Raw genomic sequence first — 18901 nt, 5'->3', positions numbered from 1 at the left:
CATGTGCTTTAGCATAGTCCACCCACGCTTGAAGATGTTCTTTAGTAGCAGTTGCTCCTGTGGGGTTGTTGGGGAAACAAAGGTAAATTAAATCGACTTTTTGTGAAGGAATTTCGGCAGTGAAATTGTTTTCAGCAGTAATTGGTAAATAAACTAAGCCCTCAAACTCACCCTTATCGTTAGCCGATCCAGTATGCCCTGCCATAACGTTAGTATCTACATATACAGGATACACGGGGTCAGTGACTGCAATAACGTTGTCATTGCCCAAGATATCCAGAATGTTGCCGTTATCGCACTTAGAACCATCAGAGATGAAAATTTCACTAACATCAACCTCGCATCCCCGTGCTTGGAAATCCTTAGCAGCAATTTTCTCCCGCAACCAAGCATAGCCTTGCTCTGGTCCGTAACCTCTGAAGGTAGAGCGATCGCCCATGTCTTCCACAGCTTTAATCATAGCTGTACGACAAGCTTCTGGTAAAGGTTCTGTCACATCACCAATACCCAAGCGAATCACCTTAGCATCGGGATTGGCTTCTGCAAAGGCATTAACCCGCCGCGCAATTTCAGGGAACAAGTAACCAGCTTTTAGCTTGAGGTAGTGATCGTTAATAGTTGCCATAGGTAGATCGTGAAAAACGCCATAAATAAACAGCTTACTGCTAATTGTCACACGCGATTTCACGAACAATTATTGAAAACAGACTATGCCATACATCACCTAACAGGAGATGGCATGATATTGTTATTGGTCTTAGGTACAAACAAGAACAACCATGAGCAATGAGGATGTAACATTTCGCTTCGATCGCAACAAAAGAGTTAAGCTAGATGCGACTCTAGGAATAGAGCCAGAGAAAAGTGATGCGATCGACAGAGCAATGAACCTGTCTCCTGACATCTACCAGTGGCGATTAGAAGAAATTCACAAAGGTTTTGCAGAAGCTGATGCGGGAGATTTTGCTAGTGAGGAGGAAGTACAGGCAGTGTTTGCAAGGTTAACTGATGCAAATTAGATGTTTTAAGAAAGTACAGCGAAATTTAGAGCAGATCGTTTATGACCCAAGCCCTACCCAAGCTAGTTACTTACGAGGAATTTATTGAGTGGTATCCCAATGATGGGGGACGCTATGAATTGCACAAAGGAGTTATTGTAGAGATGCCACCTCCAACCGGCGACCATGAAAATGTCATTGGGTTTTTAGCCCAAAAATTTACCTTAGAGTATGCGCGTCTTCAGTTACCTTACCGCATTCCAAAAACTGGACTTGTCAAAACTCCTAATAATGAGACAAGTTATTCCCCAGATATTTTATTGCTCAACCATGACAATCTCAGCAATGAACCCTTGTGGAAAAAGCAATCAACTGTATGCTCTAGCGCATCTGTTCCCTTAATTGTTGAAGTCGTAAGTACAAATTGGCGTGATGATTACTACGACAAGTTGAGAGACTACGAAGAAATGGGTATTCCCGAATACTGGATTGCGGATTATGCTGCCTTGGGAGGTAAAAGATTCATTGGTAACCCAAAACAACCTACCGTATCAGTGTGCCAGCTTGTGGGAGATGAGTACCAAATAACCAAGTTTACTGGGAGTAGTCTCATTGTCTCCCCTACCTTTCCCGAACTGAACCTCACCGCACAACAGGTTTTTGATGCAGCACTGTAGGCCATAATATTCTAGATTTTAAATGAAGTACAGATTTATCCGCGTTCGTCTGCTACAGGCTGCGGTTTCATAACTTTTTTATTTCATCAAAACTGTGAATAGCGGAGAATCCTTCTGCTTCAAATGAGTGATTCCCCGGTCTAATAGAAAACAGGGTTTGCATTCGGGCTGCTTGAGACGCTTTCAACTCAGCAGTGACATCTGAAATAAAAAGAATTTTTTCTGGCACTGTTCCAATAGCAGCTGCTATCTTAACATAACTCTCTGCTTCACGCTTGGAACCAGTTTGAGTATCAAAGTAACCACTAATAAAACCCGTAAGGTCTCCCTCTTCACTGTACCGAAAGAGAAGTTGTTGTGCCTGAACGCTTCCAGATGAGAAAATATAGAGATGCTTACCAGCACTTGTCCAACGTTGAAAAGCAGGCTTGACATCTGGGAAGATTTGCGATCGCAATGTACCATCCCGATACCCCTGCTCCCAAATCTTCCCCTGTAACGATTTCAAACCAGTTGATTTACGGTCAATAGAAATCAGATAATGGATGTAACGAACAGCGCCCATCGCATCTGTTTCTTGCCAATTAGATACTGACACGTCCCTTGCGAGATCCTCTTCATACTCTTTTCTCAACAATTGTAAATCGGTTTGAACCTCAGTCTCTTGGTGATGAGTTGTGAGAAAATCAGTGACGCGATCGCGTGCAAACGGAAATAACACTCCAAAAACATAATCAACTGGAGTTGTTGTCCCTTCAATATCGAGAAGAATGACTTCCATTAATGGTTAGTGGTTGGTTGTTAGTTGTTAGTGGACAAATGACTTACTCTTAGCCATTAGCGACATCCCAAACTATCGCGAGTGGCTACAGATGTGACGGGATTAACTCCATCAGCCCGTTCGCACATCAGTTTTGCTTCGTAAGTGTCTAGGATTGCACCGGAGAAATCTGCTCCTGTAATTTTCGCACCACTGAAGCGACTGCTTGTTAGAATTGCATCGGTGAAAATGGTGTTTGTTAAATTAGCTTCAGTAAAGATAACGCGATCGGCAAATGTTCCTGAAAGATCTGCTCCTTCCAGATCGGCTTTCAAACATGACCCCTTAGTCATGATAGTTCCTCTCATATTTGTTCCTCGGAACTTTGTCTCTTGCATATTTGCTCCTGCAAGGGATGTTCCTTCTAAATTTTTGTTAGAAAAGTCTTGATATCGTAAATCGGCAAGCGTATAGTTAACAGTATTTTCCTGTGCCATTGCAGGAGAAATGTCTAAGAGTAACCAGCACCCTGTCAGCAACAGAAGAAGTAGTACGCCAACAACAAATTTTAACCATGTCTTTACTTGACGCACATAACGCTTAGGAATAGCCACTAAGGGCATACTTGGCACTCCCGATCTTTACTTCATAAACCCATTATTACTCAAACTGGCAAAGTCAAACAACTGAGTATCGGCAAGATGAGATGGGCAAATATTTTGAATGCTGCTGAACAAACTCTCAACTCTCCCTGGGTTGGATTTTTCCCAATCTTGTAGCATTTGTTTTATTTGTGCTCTTTGCAAATTTTCCTGGGAACCACAAAGACTACATGGTATTATTGGAAACTTTTTTAAGTTGGCATATTGCTCGATGTCAGACTCAGCACAGTAAGCTAATGGTCGGATAACTATATATTGCCCGTCATCGCTCAAAAGTTTTGGTGGCATTGCTTTGAGTTTCCCTGCATAAAACATATTGAGAAATAAAGTTTCTAAAATGTCATCGCGATGGTGTCCCAAAGCGACTTTGGTAGCACCCTCTTCACTTGCGACTCTGTAGAGAATGGCTCGTCGCAAGCGAGAACATAAACTGCACATGGTCTTCCCTTCGGGAATAATGCGTTTTACAATACTGTATGTGTCTTCTTCTACTATCCTGTAAGCTACTCCTAGAGATTCTAGATACTCTGGCAGCAGGTGTTCTGGAAATCCTGGCTGCTTCTGGTCTAAGTTAACAGCAAAAATGTCAAATTTCACTGGAGCTTTACGCTGGAGAGTCAGCAATAGGTCTAACATTGTGTATGAATCTTTACCACCCGATACGCATACCATGACGCGATCGCCATCCTCAATCATGTTGTAGTCACGAATGGCTTTTCCTACCGAGGTACGTAAATGTACTTCTAGTTTCCTCAAACTTTTTGAGCTGTGAACCTCCGTTGCTTCCATAGGTTATTCTCCAAAGAACGATATTTATTTTAATCGGGCGGCATGAGCCATTGTGTTACAGCCACAAAAACCATTTTAGATGCGTGGATTTTGTATTAGAAAACCTTTGCTTGGACTAAATTTCACACTACGATCTATTGCATTCTTTTTTCAACTTGGTGTTAACTTTGCATTTTTGAATCAAGGAGCGATCGCCAATGTCAGAATTCCAAAGAGTCTCACTTCGCCCAATGGACGAGTATAACCAGACATTGGTATCCTACGTGCATCCACCCACTTGGGTCAATCCGCAACCCGCCGATTGTTACGACTTAGTAGTCATTGGTGCTGGTACCGCAGGATTAGTCGCAGCCGGAGGTGCAGCACTTTTAAACGTTGGTTTAAAAGTTGCCTTAGTCGAACAGCATCTTATGGGAGGAGACTGTTTAAATTTTGGTTGCGTACCATCCAAATCTATTATCCGCTCTTCCCGCGTGGTAGGAGAAATGTGGAGTGCAAAAAAATTTGGCATTAATGCGCCCAAATATGTTGACGTGGACTTTTCCACTGTTATGGAAAGGATGCGACGTGTCAGGGCAAAAATTAGCCCTCATGACTCAGCCGAACGTTTCCAAAAAATGGGTGTAGATGTCTTCTTGGGAAGTGCGCGGTTTGCTGGCGAAGATACTGTAGAGGTAGGAGAAAACACTCTCCGCTTTAAAAAAGCCGTTATTGCCACAGGTGCAAGAGCAGCACAACCTTCAATTGCAGGAATTGAAGAAGCAGGATACCTAACCAATGAAACTATTTTTTCTCCGATCCAAAAACCCCAACGTTTGGCAGTTATTGGTGCTGGTCCCATTGGTTGTGAATTAGCACAAACTTTTCGCCGTTTTGATTGTGAAGTCACGCTCTTCCACCAAGGAACTCATATCCTAAATAAAGAAGATCCTGATGCTGCTGAAATTATCCAAAAGGTTTTTGCTAGAGAAGGAATTCGCTTGGTACTGGGGGGAAAAATACAACAAGTAGAAAAAACCAACGAAGGCAAAACGTTATACTTCAGCCACAATGGCAAGATAGATATTTTGTCAGTTGATGATATTTTGGTAGGTACGGGACGCATTCCAAATGTGGAAGGGCTGAATTTAGATGCTATTGGTGTAGCATACGATCCCCACCAAGGTGTGAAGGTCAATGATTATCTTCAAACCACAAATCCCAAAATTTATGCAGCTGGTGATGTATGCATGAATTGGAAATTTACTCACGCTGCTGATGCAGCCGCACGAATAGTTATCAGAAATGCTCTATTTTCTCCTTTTGGGTTAGGGCGTCAAAAACTCAGCAATCTCGTTATGCCTTGGGTAACTTACACCGACCCCGAAATTGCTCATGTGGGTATGTACGAACGTGAAGCCCAAGAAAAGGGCATTGATGTCGCAACAATTAAAATTCCTTTTACTGATGTCGATCGCGCTGTAACTGATGGTGAAGAAGAAGGATTTCTCAAAATTCTTCATCCAAAAAATAGCGATCGCATTCTCGGTGCGACAATTGTTGCGCGTCATGCAGGCGAGATGATTTCTCAACTCACTATAGCTATTGTTAACAAGATAAGTTTAAGTCAGTTAAATCAAGTTATTTATCCCTATCCAACGCAATCCGAAGCTATTAAAAAAGCAGCAGATACTTACTATCTTTCTAATACTTTGACACCAAATACAAAACGATTATTAGCTTGGGTGAAACATTTTTCTTGATTGGGTAGTGGGGGCTCCGAGTTCCCCACTCCCTACTCCCTAATAATCAAGTGATGTTTTGAGTCAAAACTAATTTTACCTTGTTGTTGTAATTTTCCTAGAAGTCTCGTAATTGTAACTCTAGTCGTACAGCAAGCAATAGCAAAATCTTCATGAGTCAACCGATAATTTAAGCGGGTTCCTTCAGCAACTGACTGACCAATTTCTTGCTTTAAAAATTGTAATAAATTCTGAAAGCGATTTTGTACTCTTCTCACGCCACTTATCGCCAACAAAGATTCAGTTTGCCGCAACCGTTGATTGATTTTTGGAACTATTGTGCTGCTAATATTTGGCGAAACTGCTATTTCTGCTAAGTTGATTGATACCAACTCTACATCAGATAAAGCCATAGCTTGATAGATATGCAATGTAGTTAAGTTTGAACCAAAAATCATGCCTTGCCCTGCTAATCCAACTAGTACTTCTTCTTCTGTATTACATAACGTGCTTAGCTTAACCAAACCTTGATAAACGTACCAAATTATACTTAAATTAAGCGGGATAGTTTCTCCTTTACCATACTTATACCTTATACGTCCTTGAGCGAAGTCAAAGTTATTCTCACAGACGGTAACTGCCTGTAAATTTCGTTCTGTAATATCGCGTATTAACCACCGAAGAGAGGTTGGCTTACCTCCCGTATTGCGAACAACTGCCACTGTCATGGCAGCATCAAAAAACTTTCCGTTACTTTTCTGCCAACTTAGTGCTAGTTCTGATAGTTGGTCGCGTTCCTTAAGTTGAAACAGAAAGCCGCGAAAACTTGAGCGGTCTTGTAATGCCACGTAGTTAACTATAAGTTGGCCTATAAGACGCTGTTGTGGAACATTAAGGAGCTGACTCGCTGCACGATTTGCTTCTTGAATTATGCCAAGAATATCCGTCACTATATAAGCGTCTGGTGCAAACTCAAATAAGTCTTGGTAGCGTTGGCGTTGCGCTTCAAGCAAATTACGTGTTTCTATGAGTTGTTCGTTCTGTTGGTGCAGTTCATGTGTCGCTATTTTCACCATTTCAGAAGCACTACCCAGTTCAACAAGCGTCTGTGGTAGTATATCTGTCATTATAGGTGTATTATTCACACTTTCATACAAGTCTTTTAGCCGCACGTGCATTCCTTGTACGCGCTGTGTAAATCTGTCTATCTCTGGATTTTCTATATTCACTGGAATAACTCGATTGAAGCTCACATAGTTCATGTACCTAACACAATAGCTTGAAAATAGGGCAATGGGCATGACACATGGGGCATGGGAAAAGAATGATTTTTATCCCCTTGTTGTGGACATTTGACCGTGGGTGTCTAGCTAGAAAATTGGGCGTAGGGTGGGAAATACCTGCTAACATCAAACGGTGGGCATTGACCACCCTACAAAAATTGGTAATCTTAGGTTAAGAAATTTGGTAGTGAGTGAATTTAAAAACTAATTCTGTACGGGCGCAAGGCTATGCGCCCCTACTAACCACTAACCACTAACCACTTTCAAAGTTCCGAGGGCGAATCTGGGGCTACAGTTTCCCCAGTACCTATATTTAAGACCAAATCTTGGTCTGTAATTAAATCTGAGAGTTCCTTAACTTGCAAATTCATATCCTCGCACGCTTGCCGTAATTCTCGTGCGAAGGTGTTAAGGTCATCTCCATAGCCACACTGGCGAGCAGCAGTTTCTATTCCCTGCTTGGCATTCGCTCTTGCACAATCGACTAGTTCAGTGCCTTTTAATGGTGTAGGGGATGCCATATTTTTAGTTATTTGTTACTTATTGCCTCTCGTTCAGACTAGCAGTTACTTGGTAGCAACTCATCCTTCAAACGGTGGACTATATTTTCTGAGTGCCGATTTTTTTATGTCTCCTAGCAAATGAAAATTCGCTGCTATGCGGACAAAACCCGCCTGAGCGGGTTTACAATTCCTAACCTTCTGTTACTCCGCGCTGGCGGATGAGCGTTTATGTAGTTGCGAATTTTTTCGCTCAAGTTTTTTAAAACATTTTCTAAGCACTAATTGTTGGTTGATACAATAGGTTGCGCGTGGCTACCATACTTGATACTAAAAGATCCATATCTTCTTGGGTATGGAGGGCATTCACAGTAATGCGAATTCGAGGTTTAGCAACAAACCAAATCGGAGATACCCAAACACCGTGGTTTTTCATGATTTGTCTGCCAAAAACTTTGGGATTAATATCTGATGGTAAAACAACTGGAACGACATTTGTTTCGCCAATTGCCATAAAGCCTTGTTCGAGCAAGCGCGATCGCAAATAGCGGGTATTTTCCTGGAGTTTTTTGACTCGTTCGGGAAATTGCCGTACTTGACGGATACTCTCTAATGCTGCTGCAGCAAGTGGTGGCGATAAAGAAATTGTGCCGATAGAGGTTGGGGAAACGTTTAATAATGGTTTGAATTCTGACACGTGAGTGCTGATAGCAGCCCCTGCTGAGGCGGCAAATTTTGAGAATGTTGTCATAATTAAAGGTATGACGCCTCGCTCAATTGCGTATGACGGTAAAATACCAAAGTGTTCGTATATTCCTCTTCCTGTAGCTCCTAAAGCTCCACTGGCATGGGCTTCATCCATTAGGAGGACGCTACCTTCATATTTCCGCATGACTTCTATCATTTCTGGCAGAGGAGCAATATCACCATCCATGGAAAAGACTGCATCAGAAACAACGACAACGCGATCGTTGGGACGGACGTGCCGATACATTTTTCGAGCCAAATCTTCTGCATCGCAGTGGCGGTAAGCTTTCACTCGGACGCGAGGGCTGTGACCAAACACCTTACCGGAACGAGTTCCTGCGTTGACGACTGCTGAGACAATACAGCCGTGATTGAGGACATCCGTGAAAATTACAGTCTCTCTGGTATTTTGAAATCCAGGTACTGGGATCGCCAAGTGACAGAAGGCATCCATAAACGCTTGCATTGCCATCCATGCGTTTAGGAACAATTGCGTATGGGGCAAATGTTTAAAAGCTGAAATTTCATCCTCTAGTTCTTGGTGTAAATCGATACGACCGCTTAAAACCGAGCAAGAGCTGTTAGATGTACCGTACTTAAGAATAGAATCAATAGCGGCTTGCTTGACTGCTTCTTCTTGAACTAGTCCTAAGATGTCGTTACTGCAGAAACTGAGAACTGTCCGGCGTTCACCAGTTGCCACTTCTGTAATCTCTACCAAATTCCCCTGCTTTTGATGACAAATAAACTCGTCTGGGTCGAGTCCACTCTCGTACCAGCGCTGCACGTACTCTTTAACAATTTGCACTCTTATACTCCTCTCACCAAACATCGTTTGTCCCGCAAGACAGGTGTCTTTTAGTTATGGAAAATGGATAGGCAGCGATCGCTGTCTTCTTCCGTATTCCTGATTTGTTGGCGTTACCGCCTACCCCCAAAATTGGGTTAAGTGTGCCTTGGGTTGTGATTTAATACATTTTTACATGAATTTTTGATATTACTGGATTATCAGTTATTTTCTTCTATGGACACGACTAAGGAATAGTGTTTGCCTGCTGTTAAATGACCACTAGAATAGTGTAGTTGGTTCCCATGTTTTTGTGCTTGTGTTGTTTATTGCTGCTAAAATAAACAGTTATGTAATTCCTCTGTACGAACCTGTTCGTCTCAGTAGCCGTGTAATTTAGCAATACGGTGTATTTTGATTATGTGAACTCGTTCACCTCACTATTCGTAGAAATTTCATAGTTATCAAAAATATCTCATATTTTATCGATGTTACGCGATCGCAAGCTGTTAGTGCTGCTGTTAGCAGGTTCCCTGATAACAATGGCAGGGGGAATTGTTGCTCCTGTGTTGCCAGAAATAGTGCAACAACTCAACCTCAATCCAGTGGTAGCAGCCAACTTGGTAACCATTCACTGCTTGACAAATGCTTTGTTTAGCCCTTTGTTAGGTATCCTGGCAGATAAAGTAGGTCGCCTGCGCGTTCTGATTGCTTCACTGCTCCTCTATGCTGTATCTGGTACGGCGGGGGCTTTTATGCGATCGATAGAGCCATTGTTAGTGACACGAGGTTTGCTTGGCATAGCAAGTGGTGGAATTGCTGCAGCGAGTCTGGGTTTATTAGCCAGTATGTATGAAGGTCAGGCACGAAATCAAGCTTTAGGTCAAGCAACAAGTACCCTCACGATTGCAGGCATTTTTTTTCCTCTATTAGGTGGTTGGGTAGGCTCATCTAATTGGCAATTTACTTTTTATTTATACGGTTTGGGGTTGCCATTAGCAATTTTGGTCGCCTTAATTCTAAGGAAAAAACAGACGGTACAGAAACAAGCAAATGTATCTCCCACTCGTGACAAACTCTATCAAGTTTTTGGCGATCGATACGTACTGTGGTTATTACTAACCCTTGGGTTAGCTTCTATCGTCATGTATTCTGTAGTTATTTACACACCTCTCTACCTGAAACAAACCATAGGAGTTGGAACAGTTCTTAATGGAGTTGTTTTAGCATCACGAGCAGTTGGGGCTGCTGCTATATCAGCATTTGGTGCTCGACAAATCGCTAAAAATATCGGCACAGAACGTTCTATTACAGTAGGATTTGGGTTAATGGCACTGACACTGGCAACACTTCCCTTACTTCGAGAACTCAGTTTGATTTTAATAACAGCAATACTTTTTGGTTTGGGTTTTGGTATTGTCATGCCCAATCTCTACAGCATCCTAGCAAATCTAGCTCCGGTGGAATTGCGATCGAGCGTACTAGCCGCTGGAACAGGCGCGGGCTTCTTAGGTCAGTTCCTTTGTCCGATCCTATTGACACCCGCACTCCATTATGGTGGATTTGAAGCAATATTTTATACTTCAGCAAGCTTATCTGTTGCAGCTGGATTACTGCTGATATTTTTTCCCACAAATAGTAAATTTACCAAATCCGATTCAAATTAGATATTAGATCCCCCCTAGCCCACGCCAGTCGCTGTGAGTTCGGGAGACCCTCCTGCAGCGCTGGCTCCCCTTAACAAGGGGGGAAAGTCTTTAAAGTCCCCCTTTTTAAGGGGGATTTAGGGGGATCGTGTGTAGCAATCATTTGGAGAATTGGTATAACCTAATCTCCTGTTCTACTTTTAGCCCTGCAAGAAAATTGCGGTCTTCGCTAATGTGAGGAAATTTCAGTTGAGAATCAGGAATTCCCTTTTGCAACTGACGTTTCCGAATAATAGCAAAGCTACCCGCCTCCAAAATTCTCAATCTTGGAGGAGGCACCTGATCCTTGCGCTTGGAACCATAATACACGTTAATCTCTTTGAGATTGCGGTCAAAACTAGCAAGAAAAGCTTGGGGATCGCTTAATTTTGCACCAGAAGCAAGTTCAATATTCACTAAGTAGTGAGCGGGAAACTCATTCTCCGATAAAGTAATACAAAAATCCTCTAGAGGTAAACCAAATTCCTGCTGCAAGACTTGCATGACTTGAGTGGCATGAAATTCAGTTGTTTTTTCTGTTGTGGAAGAAAGTATTCCGCCGCGACGATGACGAAAGACAATTAGAGGCGCTTGCTCGTAAAAACCTAGCACTTCAACAACATCACCAATGTCATAACGGTAGAAGCCACTATAGTTAGTCATTAAGATGCGGTAGAGTTTTCCTGGCTGAACTTCTGTAGCAAGTAGGGTTTTAGGGTGTTCTTCATCCCATTGGTCTTCTGGAATAAATTCAAAAAAGCCAGTTTCTATAGCTAGGATACTGCCATCATTGTTGAAGTCATGATAAATACTCAGCGTGCCTTCTGCTGTGGCAAACACTGCACCAAACACAGGAGTGTCTCCCAAGTAAGAAGGAAATCTTTCAAAGTAAAAATCGGAAGTTCCTCCTCTTGCAGTGGCAATATAAGACAGATCGGGCCATGCTACATTTGGAGTCAGACGCCCGTGCGATCGCAAAACTTCTCGTAGTTGTGCGGCGCGATTCGGATTGGCTGACCATCTTTTTTCTAATTGAAACCGCAATTCTGGTTCTAGTTTCAACCAATCGGCTATTGTTCCTTTGTCTATATCTCGGATCGACTCTTCGGCGTATTGCTCCAGATAATTGCACGTTCTAAGGATCAGCATGGGAAAGTTGGCGATGATGCCTCGCATAGAGGGGTCATTCAGGGAAAATAAAAAGCACAAATAGTGCCGTGTTATGCTGTCCTCTGTTTTCAATGTTTCATAGGGATGGGCAAAAAGTTGTTCGTAGAGGAATTTTCCCATGCGAAGGACTCCCGTACCGCCTGGTCCGTAGTCAATTCCGCCACTAGTACGCCCTGTTATTTGCGCCGTGTTGGTCACTAGCAGTTTGCCAAACTTTTTTTGCCGCGATCGCAGTGCTTCATTCAGAAAACCAATACAAGTCAGGTTAGCCCATCCTAAAGAGTTTTGAAATCGTTTAGTAACAGGAATTAACTTCTGGTTCCCTGTAGAACCACTAGTCGTGTTTAAATAAACAACCGGGTCTGGTGTGAGGACATTTTTTTCGCCTTTGGCAATGCGATCGACATAAACTTCGTAGCCACTGTAAGGTAGAATTGGAACCCTTTGCTGAAACTGGTCAATAGTTTTGATATCTTTTAACCCGTATTTACGACCCAACTCTGTATCTTTGTGTGCCTGCAACAGCTTGTATAAAAACTGTTCTTGTACGGCATCAACTTGACGAGTTTTCTTAACAAAATTTTCTTTAGCACGTTCTGCAACGAATGTCAAAGTTGGTAGTAAAAAGTTTGTCATTGGTCACTGGTCACTGGTCACTGGTCACTGGTCACTGGTCACTGGTCAAGATTTTCATTTTTTGAAACAATGATTGACTGAACAACACACAACACTGACCTAAGCCAGGAATCTACTTATGCATTTACAATCAAAACAGAACTTTGAGTCAGAATTATACAACATAACTCACCCAATACCACGAATTGATATAGCAGATTTAACACCAGAAATATTTTTTGAGAAATACCGAAAAACCAGTACGCCAGTTATGATTACGGGATTATTACAAGATGAGTGTGACTGGACTCTCGATTATTTGTGCAAAAAGCTTGGCAATCAAAAGTTTGTTTTTCGGAATTATGGAAGTGCTAGGTACAAACAGGAAAAACGCAAATGGAAAACTATTGGCAGTGGCGTCGATCTGGAAATTATGTCCTTTAGTGAATTTGCCGATCTTATGCGTAATGGCAAAGCTCGCGAAAATGATGTTAATCTAGGAAAATATCCTTTAAAAAATACGTCTCTTGCCGATAATCTCTCATTAAAAAATATTGGAGACAAACTAGGTTTAACAAAATCGGCGAGCAATCTAAACATTTACGTGAATCCATCCGGTCATAGATCGGGTCTGCATTATGACTCAGTGGACGGAACGCTGATGCAAATGCACGGTTCAAAAAAGGTGGTATTTTTTCCACCTTCTCAAACGAATAACCTTTATCCATTTCCAGTTTATATTCATCTTTTTTATGGGTTGAAAATGCGTTGCTGGTTTAGCCAAGTCAATTTGGAAAATCCAGATCTTACATCATTTCCAAAATTTCAAGAAGCACTCCAGCACAGACGTGAAGTCATTCTTAATCCCGGTGAAACTCTTTTCATACCTGAAGGTTGGTGGCATGATGTAACGGCATTAGGGGATGAAATGGTTTGTTCGGTTAATAGATTCTGGCGAGTTTATCCTATTTCACGAGTTTTATTGTCTAGAAGTCGGTGGCGTGCAGTTTTGGGAATGATATTGGCATTACCTCATATTTTATTTAATTTTGTCAGTGCCGCTTTTAGTCGCGATCGCAAACAAAAATTCAGCAAAATTTCCCATAGGTTATAGAATAGGCAATAAACGTGTGAGGTAAAGAAAGTCGATGACCGAGTTGGAGAAGCTTTCTACAAGCCCAGCCTTCTCCTTGGGGGTGGGAATCGCCTGTTTTGTCATAGCATTTGTTTTGGCGAGTTTGGTTGAATACTGGATACATCGGTTAATGCACGCCTCGCCTCGGATCGGCGAACGTCATCGCGACCATCATCGCCGTAATGAAGGACAAGGGGTTGTGTGGGAGTTTCGGGACTATATCAAAGGCAGTGCTGTGGTAATGTTTTTGATGTTTTTCCACTCTTGGCAAGCGGGTATCGGCTGGTTTTTAGGTGCGCTTGTTTATGCTGCATTTTCAGCTTATGCCCATCAACTCCAACACGAAAACCCAACGAAGTGCTTCTGGATGAAGATACCAGTCCATTACGTACATCATAAGTATGGGATGTGGCATCATAATTTTGGCTTGGCTGTGGATTGGTGGGACCATATTTTTGGGACTTACAAACCAGTGGAATGGTTGACAGCACAAGAACTCAACCAACCAGAACGAGGTTATTTTCAGATGCGGTGGTGGTGACAGTGACCACCTGACCAGTGACCAGTGACCAGTGACCAGTGACCAATGACCAGTGACCAGTGACCACCACCAGTGAGCATTGGGTCATAAGATAAAAATCTTATGTATAAGATTGGTTTTTCTTAGAGTTTTGGTATATTTTTTCTAAATAGCTTCAAGCTTTTTTCGGCTGCCGGAACTGGAGGAAAACACATTTGAATTATTTCCATGAGGCAAAAGCCCACTTTGTTGCAAGTCATCAGCACCCTATTAACCAGTTTTTACATCACTTAACAAACTTACTGGCAATTGCGGCAGTCGTCTTTCTGTTCTATGATTGGCGACTGACACTTGTTTGTCTGGTGCTGACTCAAGTTTTTGCTTTGGGTGGGCATGCGGTTTTTGAGAAAAATCATCCCGCTTTTGTTAAGTACCCTGGTATCACCATCCTGGTCTCGCTATCATGGTCTTTCGAGAACTGGTTTGGTCTACGCCAACTCTGGAAATACTTTACGCAAAAAAACAGCTTAGGGGCTTCCAAATAAAAAAATCTCCTAAAATTTTGTGGTGCGGGCGTCCCCGCTCGCCAAAAAACATAGGACGGGCGAGGACGCCCATCCCACAAAATACAGGACGGGCGAGGACGCCCATCCCACAAGATGGATAATTTATTTCTTGGAAATCTCTTCATACTCGCAAGCAACTGGTGATAAGGAGTCGTTCATGTATCAAGGTCTACTGGTAATCGATGCAGATGCCCATAAATTGGAAAATCCTCTAGTTATGCGGGATTATCTTGAACCGGAGTATCGCGATCGCATCGGTCTTGTAATTGATAAATTGGGGGATCAACGGGCAAGAATTGTAGACTTTAATCCAGTAACGGGTAAAAACGATTACCAACGGATGTTTCCTCAGCCTCAAGGTTTGGGTAAAGGTGGCTTCCGCAACTTGCATCCAGACACCACATTGGGTGCAATGTTCAACAAAGTGCGAATTGAACATATGGACCAGGAAGGTATTGACGTTCAAGTGATTTATGGCACATTAAACTTGATCTTCTCAAGCCTCTTGGATAAAGATTTAGCAGTTGCACTTTGCCGCGCCTACAACAACTATATTGCCGAAGACTGCCGGGGATACGATAATCGACTCAAGCCAATTGGCGTTATTCCACTCCAGGATGTAGACGCTGCAGTTGCTGAGATGCGCCGTTGTGTGAACGAATTGGGCATGATAAGCGTGGCGGTTGCTCCCAATATGCCAATTCCCCATCCCAAAGCACCTCAAGCTTTTCCAGAAATTCGTACCTGCAAAACAATTAGCCATCCCGATTTTCGCCCAATACTACAAGCAGCTGTCGATTTAAATATAGGATTGGGCATTCATGGAGGTCCCGGTTCTTACATGGTGGGAGGCATTTCCGACCATACGGAAACTTTTGTTCTTACCCACATTTTCGTGCAACGGAACCAACAACAGCTAGCATTAGCACGCATGGTGTTTGATGGAGCTTTTGAACAATTCCCTACACTCCGAGTTGGCTTTTTAGAAGGCGGTTGCGGTTGGGTACCTGATCTCGCTCATGCTTTTCACGAACATTGGGAAAAGCGCATCCGTGACTTTGACCCCAAACACCCCTATCGCCCCTCGCTGATGGAATTCACAAAGTTAATGATTCAGGAAAGAGGTAGCCACAACAATATCAATCTGATTAGTCAAGCAAAAAATCTCTTTGACTTGTTGTGGAATGTTCAACACGATCCTGAAAAAATCGACGATGCTAGCTTGTACGAACATTACGATCTCCGTCACAGAGATCCGTTAGAGTACTTTGAACGGGGGCAAATCTTTACCTCTTTTGAGTCAGACGATCCAGGTCCTTCCTATCTTCACATTGCTATGGGAGAAATGGGTAAGCGCTTGGCTTGTTTCTCTGGAGATTACGGTCACTGGGATGGTGTTCTTTACAACTGCGTTCAAGATACAGCTACAGTGGCTGAGTACGATCGCGAGCATTTAGGGTTATTACTAGGTGGTAATGCTTTATCCCTGTATGGCGATCGTTTGCGTCAATCCCTACCTCAAAATTTGTTAGCACAAACGACTCAAGCAGCAGTATAGGGAACTCATGGAACTAGCCACAACCCTCAAAAGCCAAACAGTTCAAAACCGCGTTCGTGAAGTTGGTATTAACCCAAATTACTGGTATCCAGTCCTCTGGGCTGACCAACTCAAAGTTGGTAACGTTCTGTCTGTGGTAGTCTGGCAGCAAGCGATCGTTATCTATCGCGATCTAAGCGGTCAACTGCACGCTTTGGAGGATGCTTGTCCTCACAAAGGAGTTGCACTACATAAAGGAAAAGTTCGAGGGTATAACCTTGCTTGTCCCTATCACGGTTGGGAATTTGATGGAAGTGGCGAGTGCGTAAACATCCCTTATCTGCCAAAAGGGCAAAAACTCCCTTGCGCCCAAGCCCGCAGTTATCCAATTCAGGAAAGATATAACCTGATTTGGATATTTCCAGGCGAAAGTGTCTTAGCTGAGGAATGCGAATTGCCCAAAGTTCCAGAATTTGACCAGCCCGAATGGTTAATGGTGCCAATCCCAGCTCGCTTTAAAGCACATTTCTCCATTTGTAATGAAAACACAATGGATGTCTTTCATGGGTATTTACACCAAGAACTACAGGGCTGGTTCGATCCCGTGTTGATTAACTTAAAGGCAACAGAATCATCAGTAAGTGCCAACTACAGAGTTTCTTATAAAGGTGTTCTGACCAAATTTTTAGGACTGAGTGACAAAGCAACTGGAGTCACAACTCGCACTGTTTCAATTCAGTACAGCTATCCCCACTATCACAGTTCTCTTGAGGGAGTTTCCTCATTATATTTAATGAGGTTGCCAGTTGGTCTCACCGAAACGCGATCGTTTTCTCTTTTCTTTCTCAAAGTTCGCCTTCCAAAGTGGATACTTCTGCCACTTAAGACATTTCTTGCTAAGTTTATTTGGCGTTTCTTGTTTCGTAAATTTCTCGACCAAGATATAGAAATGATTGAGAGCGAACAGCAAACTTATCTTGCCAATCCCCAGAGACGTTATGTCGAAATTAACCCTGCTATTATTGCTCTCCAAAGAGTTATTGTTTCTCAATACGAAAAATTTATAACGAATAGTAATTAAAAATAAAATAATGCGCGTTTTACTGTTATATCCTCTGTTCCCAAAATCCTTTTGGTCTTTTGATAAAGCTATAGAACTCATCGGACGCAAAGTTTCATTTCCGCCTTTAGGGATGATTACGGTTGCAGCCATCCTACCTCAAACGTGGGAGTTCCGCTTGGTAGACCGCAATGTTCGGTTTGAAACTGAATCTGATTGGAAGTGGGCAGATCTGGTCATTGTTTCAGGAATGATCGTTCAAAAATCAGATATGTTACACCTCATCCGCGAAGCAAAACGACGGGGAAAACTAGTAGCAACAGGAGGACCATATGTCTCTTCTGTTCCCAAAGACGCTCAAGAGGCTGGGACAGATTTTCTAGTTTTGGATGAAGGTGAGATTACATTGTCAATGCTGGTTGAAGCCCTAGAACGGGGGGAAACACAAGGAGTATTTAGTGCTAACGGAGAAAAACCAGATGTCACTATTACACCTATTCCAAGATACGACTTGCTAGAGCTAAATGCTTATAGTGATATGTCCATACAGTTTTCGCGAGGTTGTCCCTTTCAGTGCGAGTTTTGTGACATTATTGTGCTATACGGAAGAAAACCGCGTACTAAAACTCCTTCACAACTTTTAGCTGAGTTGCAGTTTCTCTACGATCTGGGTTGGCGAGGCTCGGTTTTCATCGTGGATGATAACTTTATTGGCAACAAGCGTAATGTTAAACTGATGCTGCGCGAGTTAATTCCTTGGTTAGCAGATCGCGGTTACCCTTTTAAGTTTTCCACTGAAGCATCTGTGGATTTGGCACAAGATCCAGAATTATTGGATTTGATGATTGCTGCTAACTTTGGGAGTGTCTTTTTGGGAATTGAGACACCAGATACAGATAGTTTAACTTTGACGCAAAAATTCCAAAATACACGTCATTCTCTTGTAGAATCAGTCCAAAGAATTAATCGAGCAGGTCTGCGAGTGATGGCTGGATTTATTATTGGCTTTGATGGCGAAAAGAAAGGAGCGGGCGATCGCATTATTGATTTTGTAGAAGCGACTGCTATTCCTCAAGCTATGTGCAGTATGCTCCAAGCATTACCCAGCACAGCACTTTGGCATCGGCTTCAAAAGGAAGGGCGGTTGTTGAACGAGGATGCTAACATTAACCAAACTACGCTGACTAATTTTCTTCCCTCTCGTCCTTTGACAGAGCTGGCTGAAGAGTATATGAGATGTTTTTGGGAACTTTACGAACCAAAACGCTATTTAGCACGAGTCTTTCGACACTTTATCGTTATGCAACCTTCTCCGAATAAAAAGAAATTTCGCGTACCAGAGTTAAATTATATTCGGGCATTTCTCATCATTTGTTGGCGACAAGGAATCAAGCGCGATACACGATTTCAATTCTGGCTTCAGTTGTTTTCTATTATTTGGAAAAATCCAGGAGTTTTTCAAACGTATATAGTAAATTGTTCTCTTTTAGAGCATTTCATTGAATACCGCAAAATTGTTCGCAATGAAATTCAAGCACAACTCGATAAATATGTAGAGGATAAGCCTTTAGTTTTTGTTGGAAAATAGGGCATGGGGATAAACAATTTCTCAATATATAGCGGTTTTCAATTGGCTCCAATACATTTAAGAATTAAGGAACCGCAGATGCACAGCAAAGCACGCGGATA

At 42.5% G+C, this 18901-nt stretch carries 18 protein-coding genes; 10 read left to right on the top strand and 8 right to left on the bottom strand.

Going from position 1 to position 18901, the window contains the following annotated elements; all coding sequences use genetic code 11:
* Positions 1 to 625 (bottom strand): aminotransferase class I/II-fold pyridoxal phosphate-dependent enzyme (locus ACKTT2_RS09330; RefSeq protein ID WP_407885977.1); only part of this gene is annotated, 625 nt, incomplete at its 3' end.
* A gap of 154 nt (positions 626 to 779) precedes the next feature.
* On the opposite strand from ACKTT2_RS09330, the gene ACKTT2_RS09325 reads away from it, so the two are divergent.
* Both ACKTT2_RS09325 and ACKTT2_RS09320 read left to right on the top strand, forming a co-directional pair.
* Positions 780 to 1019: a CopG family transcriptional regulator gene (locus ACKTT2_RS09325; protein WP_407885973.1), complete on the top strand. Its 240-nt coding sequence runs from the start codon at positions 780 to 782 to the stop codon at positions 1017 to 1019.
* Between the two features lie 41 nt (positions 1020 to 1060).
* Positions 1061 to 1675, top strand: coding sequence for a Uma2 family endonuclease (locus tag ACKTT2_RS09320; RefSeq protein ID WP_407885971.1), 615 nt, complete (start codon positions 1061 to 1063; stop codon positions 1673 to 1675).
* Positions 1676 to 1742: 67 nt separating this feature from the next.
* Here ACKTT2_RS09320 and mtnC read toward each other — a convergent pair whose 3' ends face one another.
* From mtnC to ttcA, 3 genes are read right to left on the bottom strand one after another with little or no spacing between them, the layout of a single operon-like run.
* Positions 1743 to 2456 (bottom strand): acireductone synthase, encoded by a 714-nt coding sequence (gene mtnC / locus ACKTT2_RS09315; protein WP_407885969.1) that lies wholly within the window; start codon positions 2454 to 2456, stop codon positions 1743 to 1745.
* A 56-nt stretch (positions 2457 to 2512) separates the two neighbouring features.
* Positions 2513 to 3058, bottom strand: coding sequence for a pentapeptide repeat-containing protein (locus tag ACKTT2_RS09310; protein WP_407885967.1), 546 nt, complete (start codon positions 3056 to 3058; stop codon positions 2513 to 2515).
* 18 nt (positions 3059 to 3076) lie between these two features.
* A complete protein-coding gene (gene ttcA, locus ACKTT2_RS09305) occupies positions 3077 to 3886 on the bottom strand; it encodes a tRNA 2-thiocytidine(32) synthetase TtcA (protein ID WP_407885965.1) in 810 nt (269 codons plus the stop codon).
* 197 nt (positions 3887 to 4083) lie between these two features.
* Between ttcA and ACKTT2_RS09300 the strand changes: the two genes are divergently transcribed.
* Positions 4084 to 5628 carry a mercuric reductase gene (locus ACKTT2_RS09300; protein WP_407885963.1) on the top strand — a complete coding sequence of 515 codons (1545 nt, stop codon included), beginning with the start codon at positions 4084 to 4086 and terminating at the stop codon, positions 5626 to 5628.
* A gap of 32 nt (positions 5629 to 5660) precedes the next feature.
* Here the strand turns inward: ACKTT2_RS09300 and ACKTT2_RS09295 are convergent, their stop codons facing one another.
* The 3 genes from ACKTT2_RS09295 to ACKTT2_RS09285 form a co-directional block, all read right to left on the bottom strand.
* The gene (locus ACKTT2_RS09295; protein WP_407885975.1) at positions 5661 to 6785 is read right to left on the bottom strand and encodes a PAS domain S-box protein; all 1125 of its coding nucleotides are present in this window, start codon (positions 6783 to 6785) and stop codon (positions 5661 to 5663) included.
* Positions 6786 to 7153: 368 nt separating this feature from the next.
* Complete coding sequence (locus ACKTT2_RS09290; protein ID WP_407885961.1) at positions 7154 to 7411, bottom strand: hypothetical protein; 258 nt, start codon at positions 7409 to 7411, stop codon at positions 7154 to 7156.
* 253 nt (positions 7412 to 7664) lie between these two features.
* Entirely contained in the window at positions 7665 to 8945 is a 1281-nt protein-coding gene (locus ACKTT2_RS09285) for an aminotransferase class I/II-fold pyridoxal phosphate-dependent enzyme (protein ID WP_407885959.1), read from the bottom strand.
* Between the two features lie 467 nt (positions 8946 to 9412).
* Here ACKTT2_RS09285 and ACKTT2_RS09280 point away from each other — a divergent pair, with 467 nt between their 5' ends.
* Positions 9413 to 10591 carry an MFS transporter gene (locus ACKTT2_RS09280; RefSeq protein ID WP_407885957.1) on the top strand — a complete coding sequence of 393 codons (1179 nt, stop codon included), beginning with the start codon at positions 9413 to 9415 and terminating at the stop codon, positions 10589 to 10591.
* Positions 10592 to 10729: 138 nt separating this feature from the next.
* On the opposite strand, the gene ACKTT2_RS09275 is transcribed toward ACKTT2_RS09280, so the two are convergent.
* Positions 10730 to 12415, bottom strand: a complete 1686-nt coding sequence (locus tag ACKTT2_RS09275) for a GH3 auxin-responsive promoter family protein (protein WP_407885955.1) — start codon at positions 12413 to 12415, stop codon at positions 10730 to 10732.
* 118 nt (positions 12416 to 12533) lie between these two features.
* On the opposite strand from ACKTT2_RS09275, the gene ACKTT2_RS09270 reads away from it, so the two are divergent.
* From ACKTT2_RS09270 to ACKTT2_RS09245, 6 genes are all read left to right on the top strand, one after another.
* Complete coding sequence (locus ACKTT2_RS09270) at positions 12534 to 13508, top strand: cupin-like domain-containing protein (RefSeq protein ID WP_407885953.1); 975 nt, start codon at positions 12534 to 12536, stop codon at positions 13506 to 13508.
* 34 nt (positions 13509 to 13542) lie between these two features.
* Entirely contained in the window at positions 13543 to 14070 is a 528-nt protein-coding gene (locus tag ACKTT2_RS09265; RefSeq protein ID WP_407885951.1) for a sterol desaturase family protein, read from the top strand.
* Between the two features lie 194 nt (positions 14071 to 14264).
* A complete protein-coding gene (locus ACKTT2_RS09260) occupies positions 14265 to 14594 on the top strand; it encodes an Mpo1-like protein (RefSeq protein ID WP_407885949.1) in 330 nt (109 codons plus the stop codon).
* Between the two features lie 178 nt (positions 14595 to 14772).
* Complete coding sequence (locus ACKTT2_RS09255) at positions 14773 to 16173, top strand: amidohydrolase family protein (protein ID WP_407885947.1); 1401 nt, start codon at positions 14773 to 14775, stop codon at positions 16171 to 16173.
* A 7-nt stretch (positions 16174 to 16180) separates the two neighbouring features.
* Positions 16181 to 17233, top strand: a complete 1053-nt coding sequence (locus ACKTT2_RS09250; protein ID WP_407885945.1) for an aromatic ring-hydroxylating dioxygenase subunit alpha — start codon at positions 16181 to 16183, stop codon at positions 17231 to 17233.
* Positions 17234 to 17243: 10 nt separating this feature from the next.
* Entirely contained in the window at positions 17244 to 18800 is a 1557-nt protein-coding gene (locus ACKTT2_RS09245) for a B12-binding domain-containing radical SAM protein (protein WP_407885943.1), read from the top strand.
* The last annotated feature ends 101 nt before the right edge of the window (positions 18801 to 18901 follow it).

Source organism: Scytonema hankhaensis NUACC26 (genome assembly GCF_045865695.1).
Taxonomy (GTDB): Bacteria; Cyanobacteriota; Cyanobacteriia; order Cyanobacteriales; family Nostocaceae; genus Scytonema.
The sequence above is the reverse complement of the archived record's forward strand: the minus strand, read 5'-3'. Positions and strand labels throughout refer to the sequence as shown.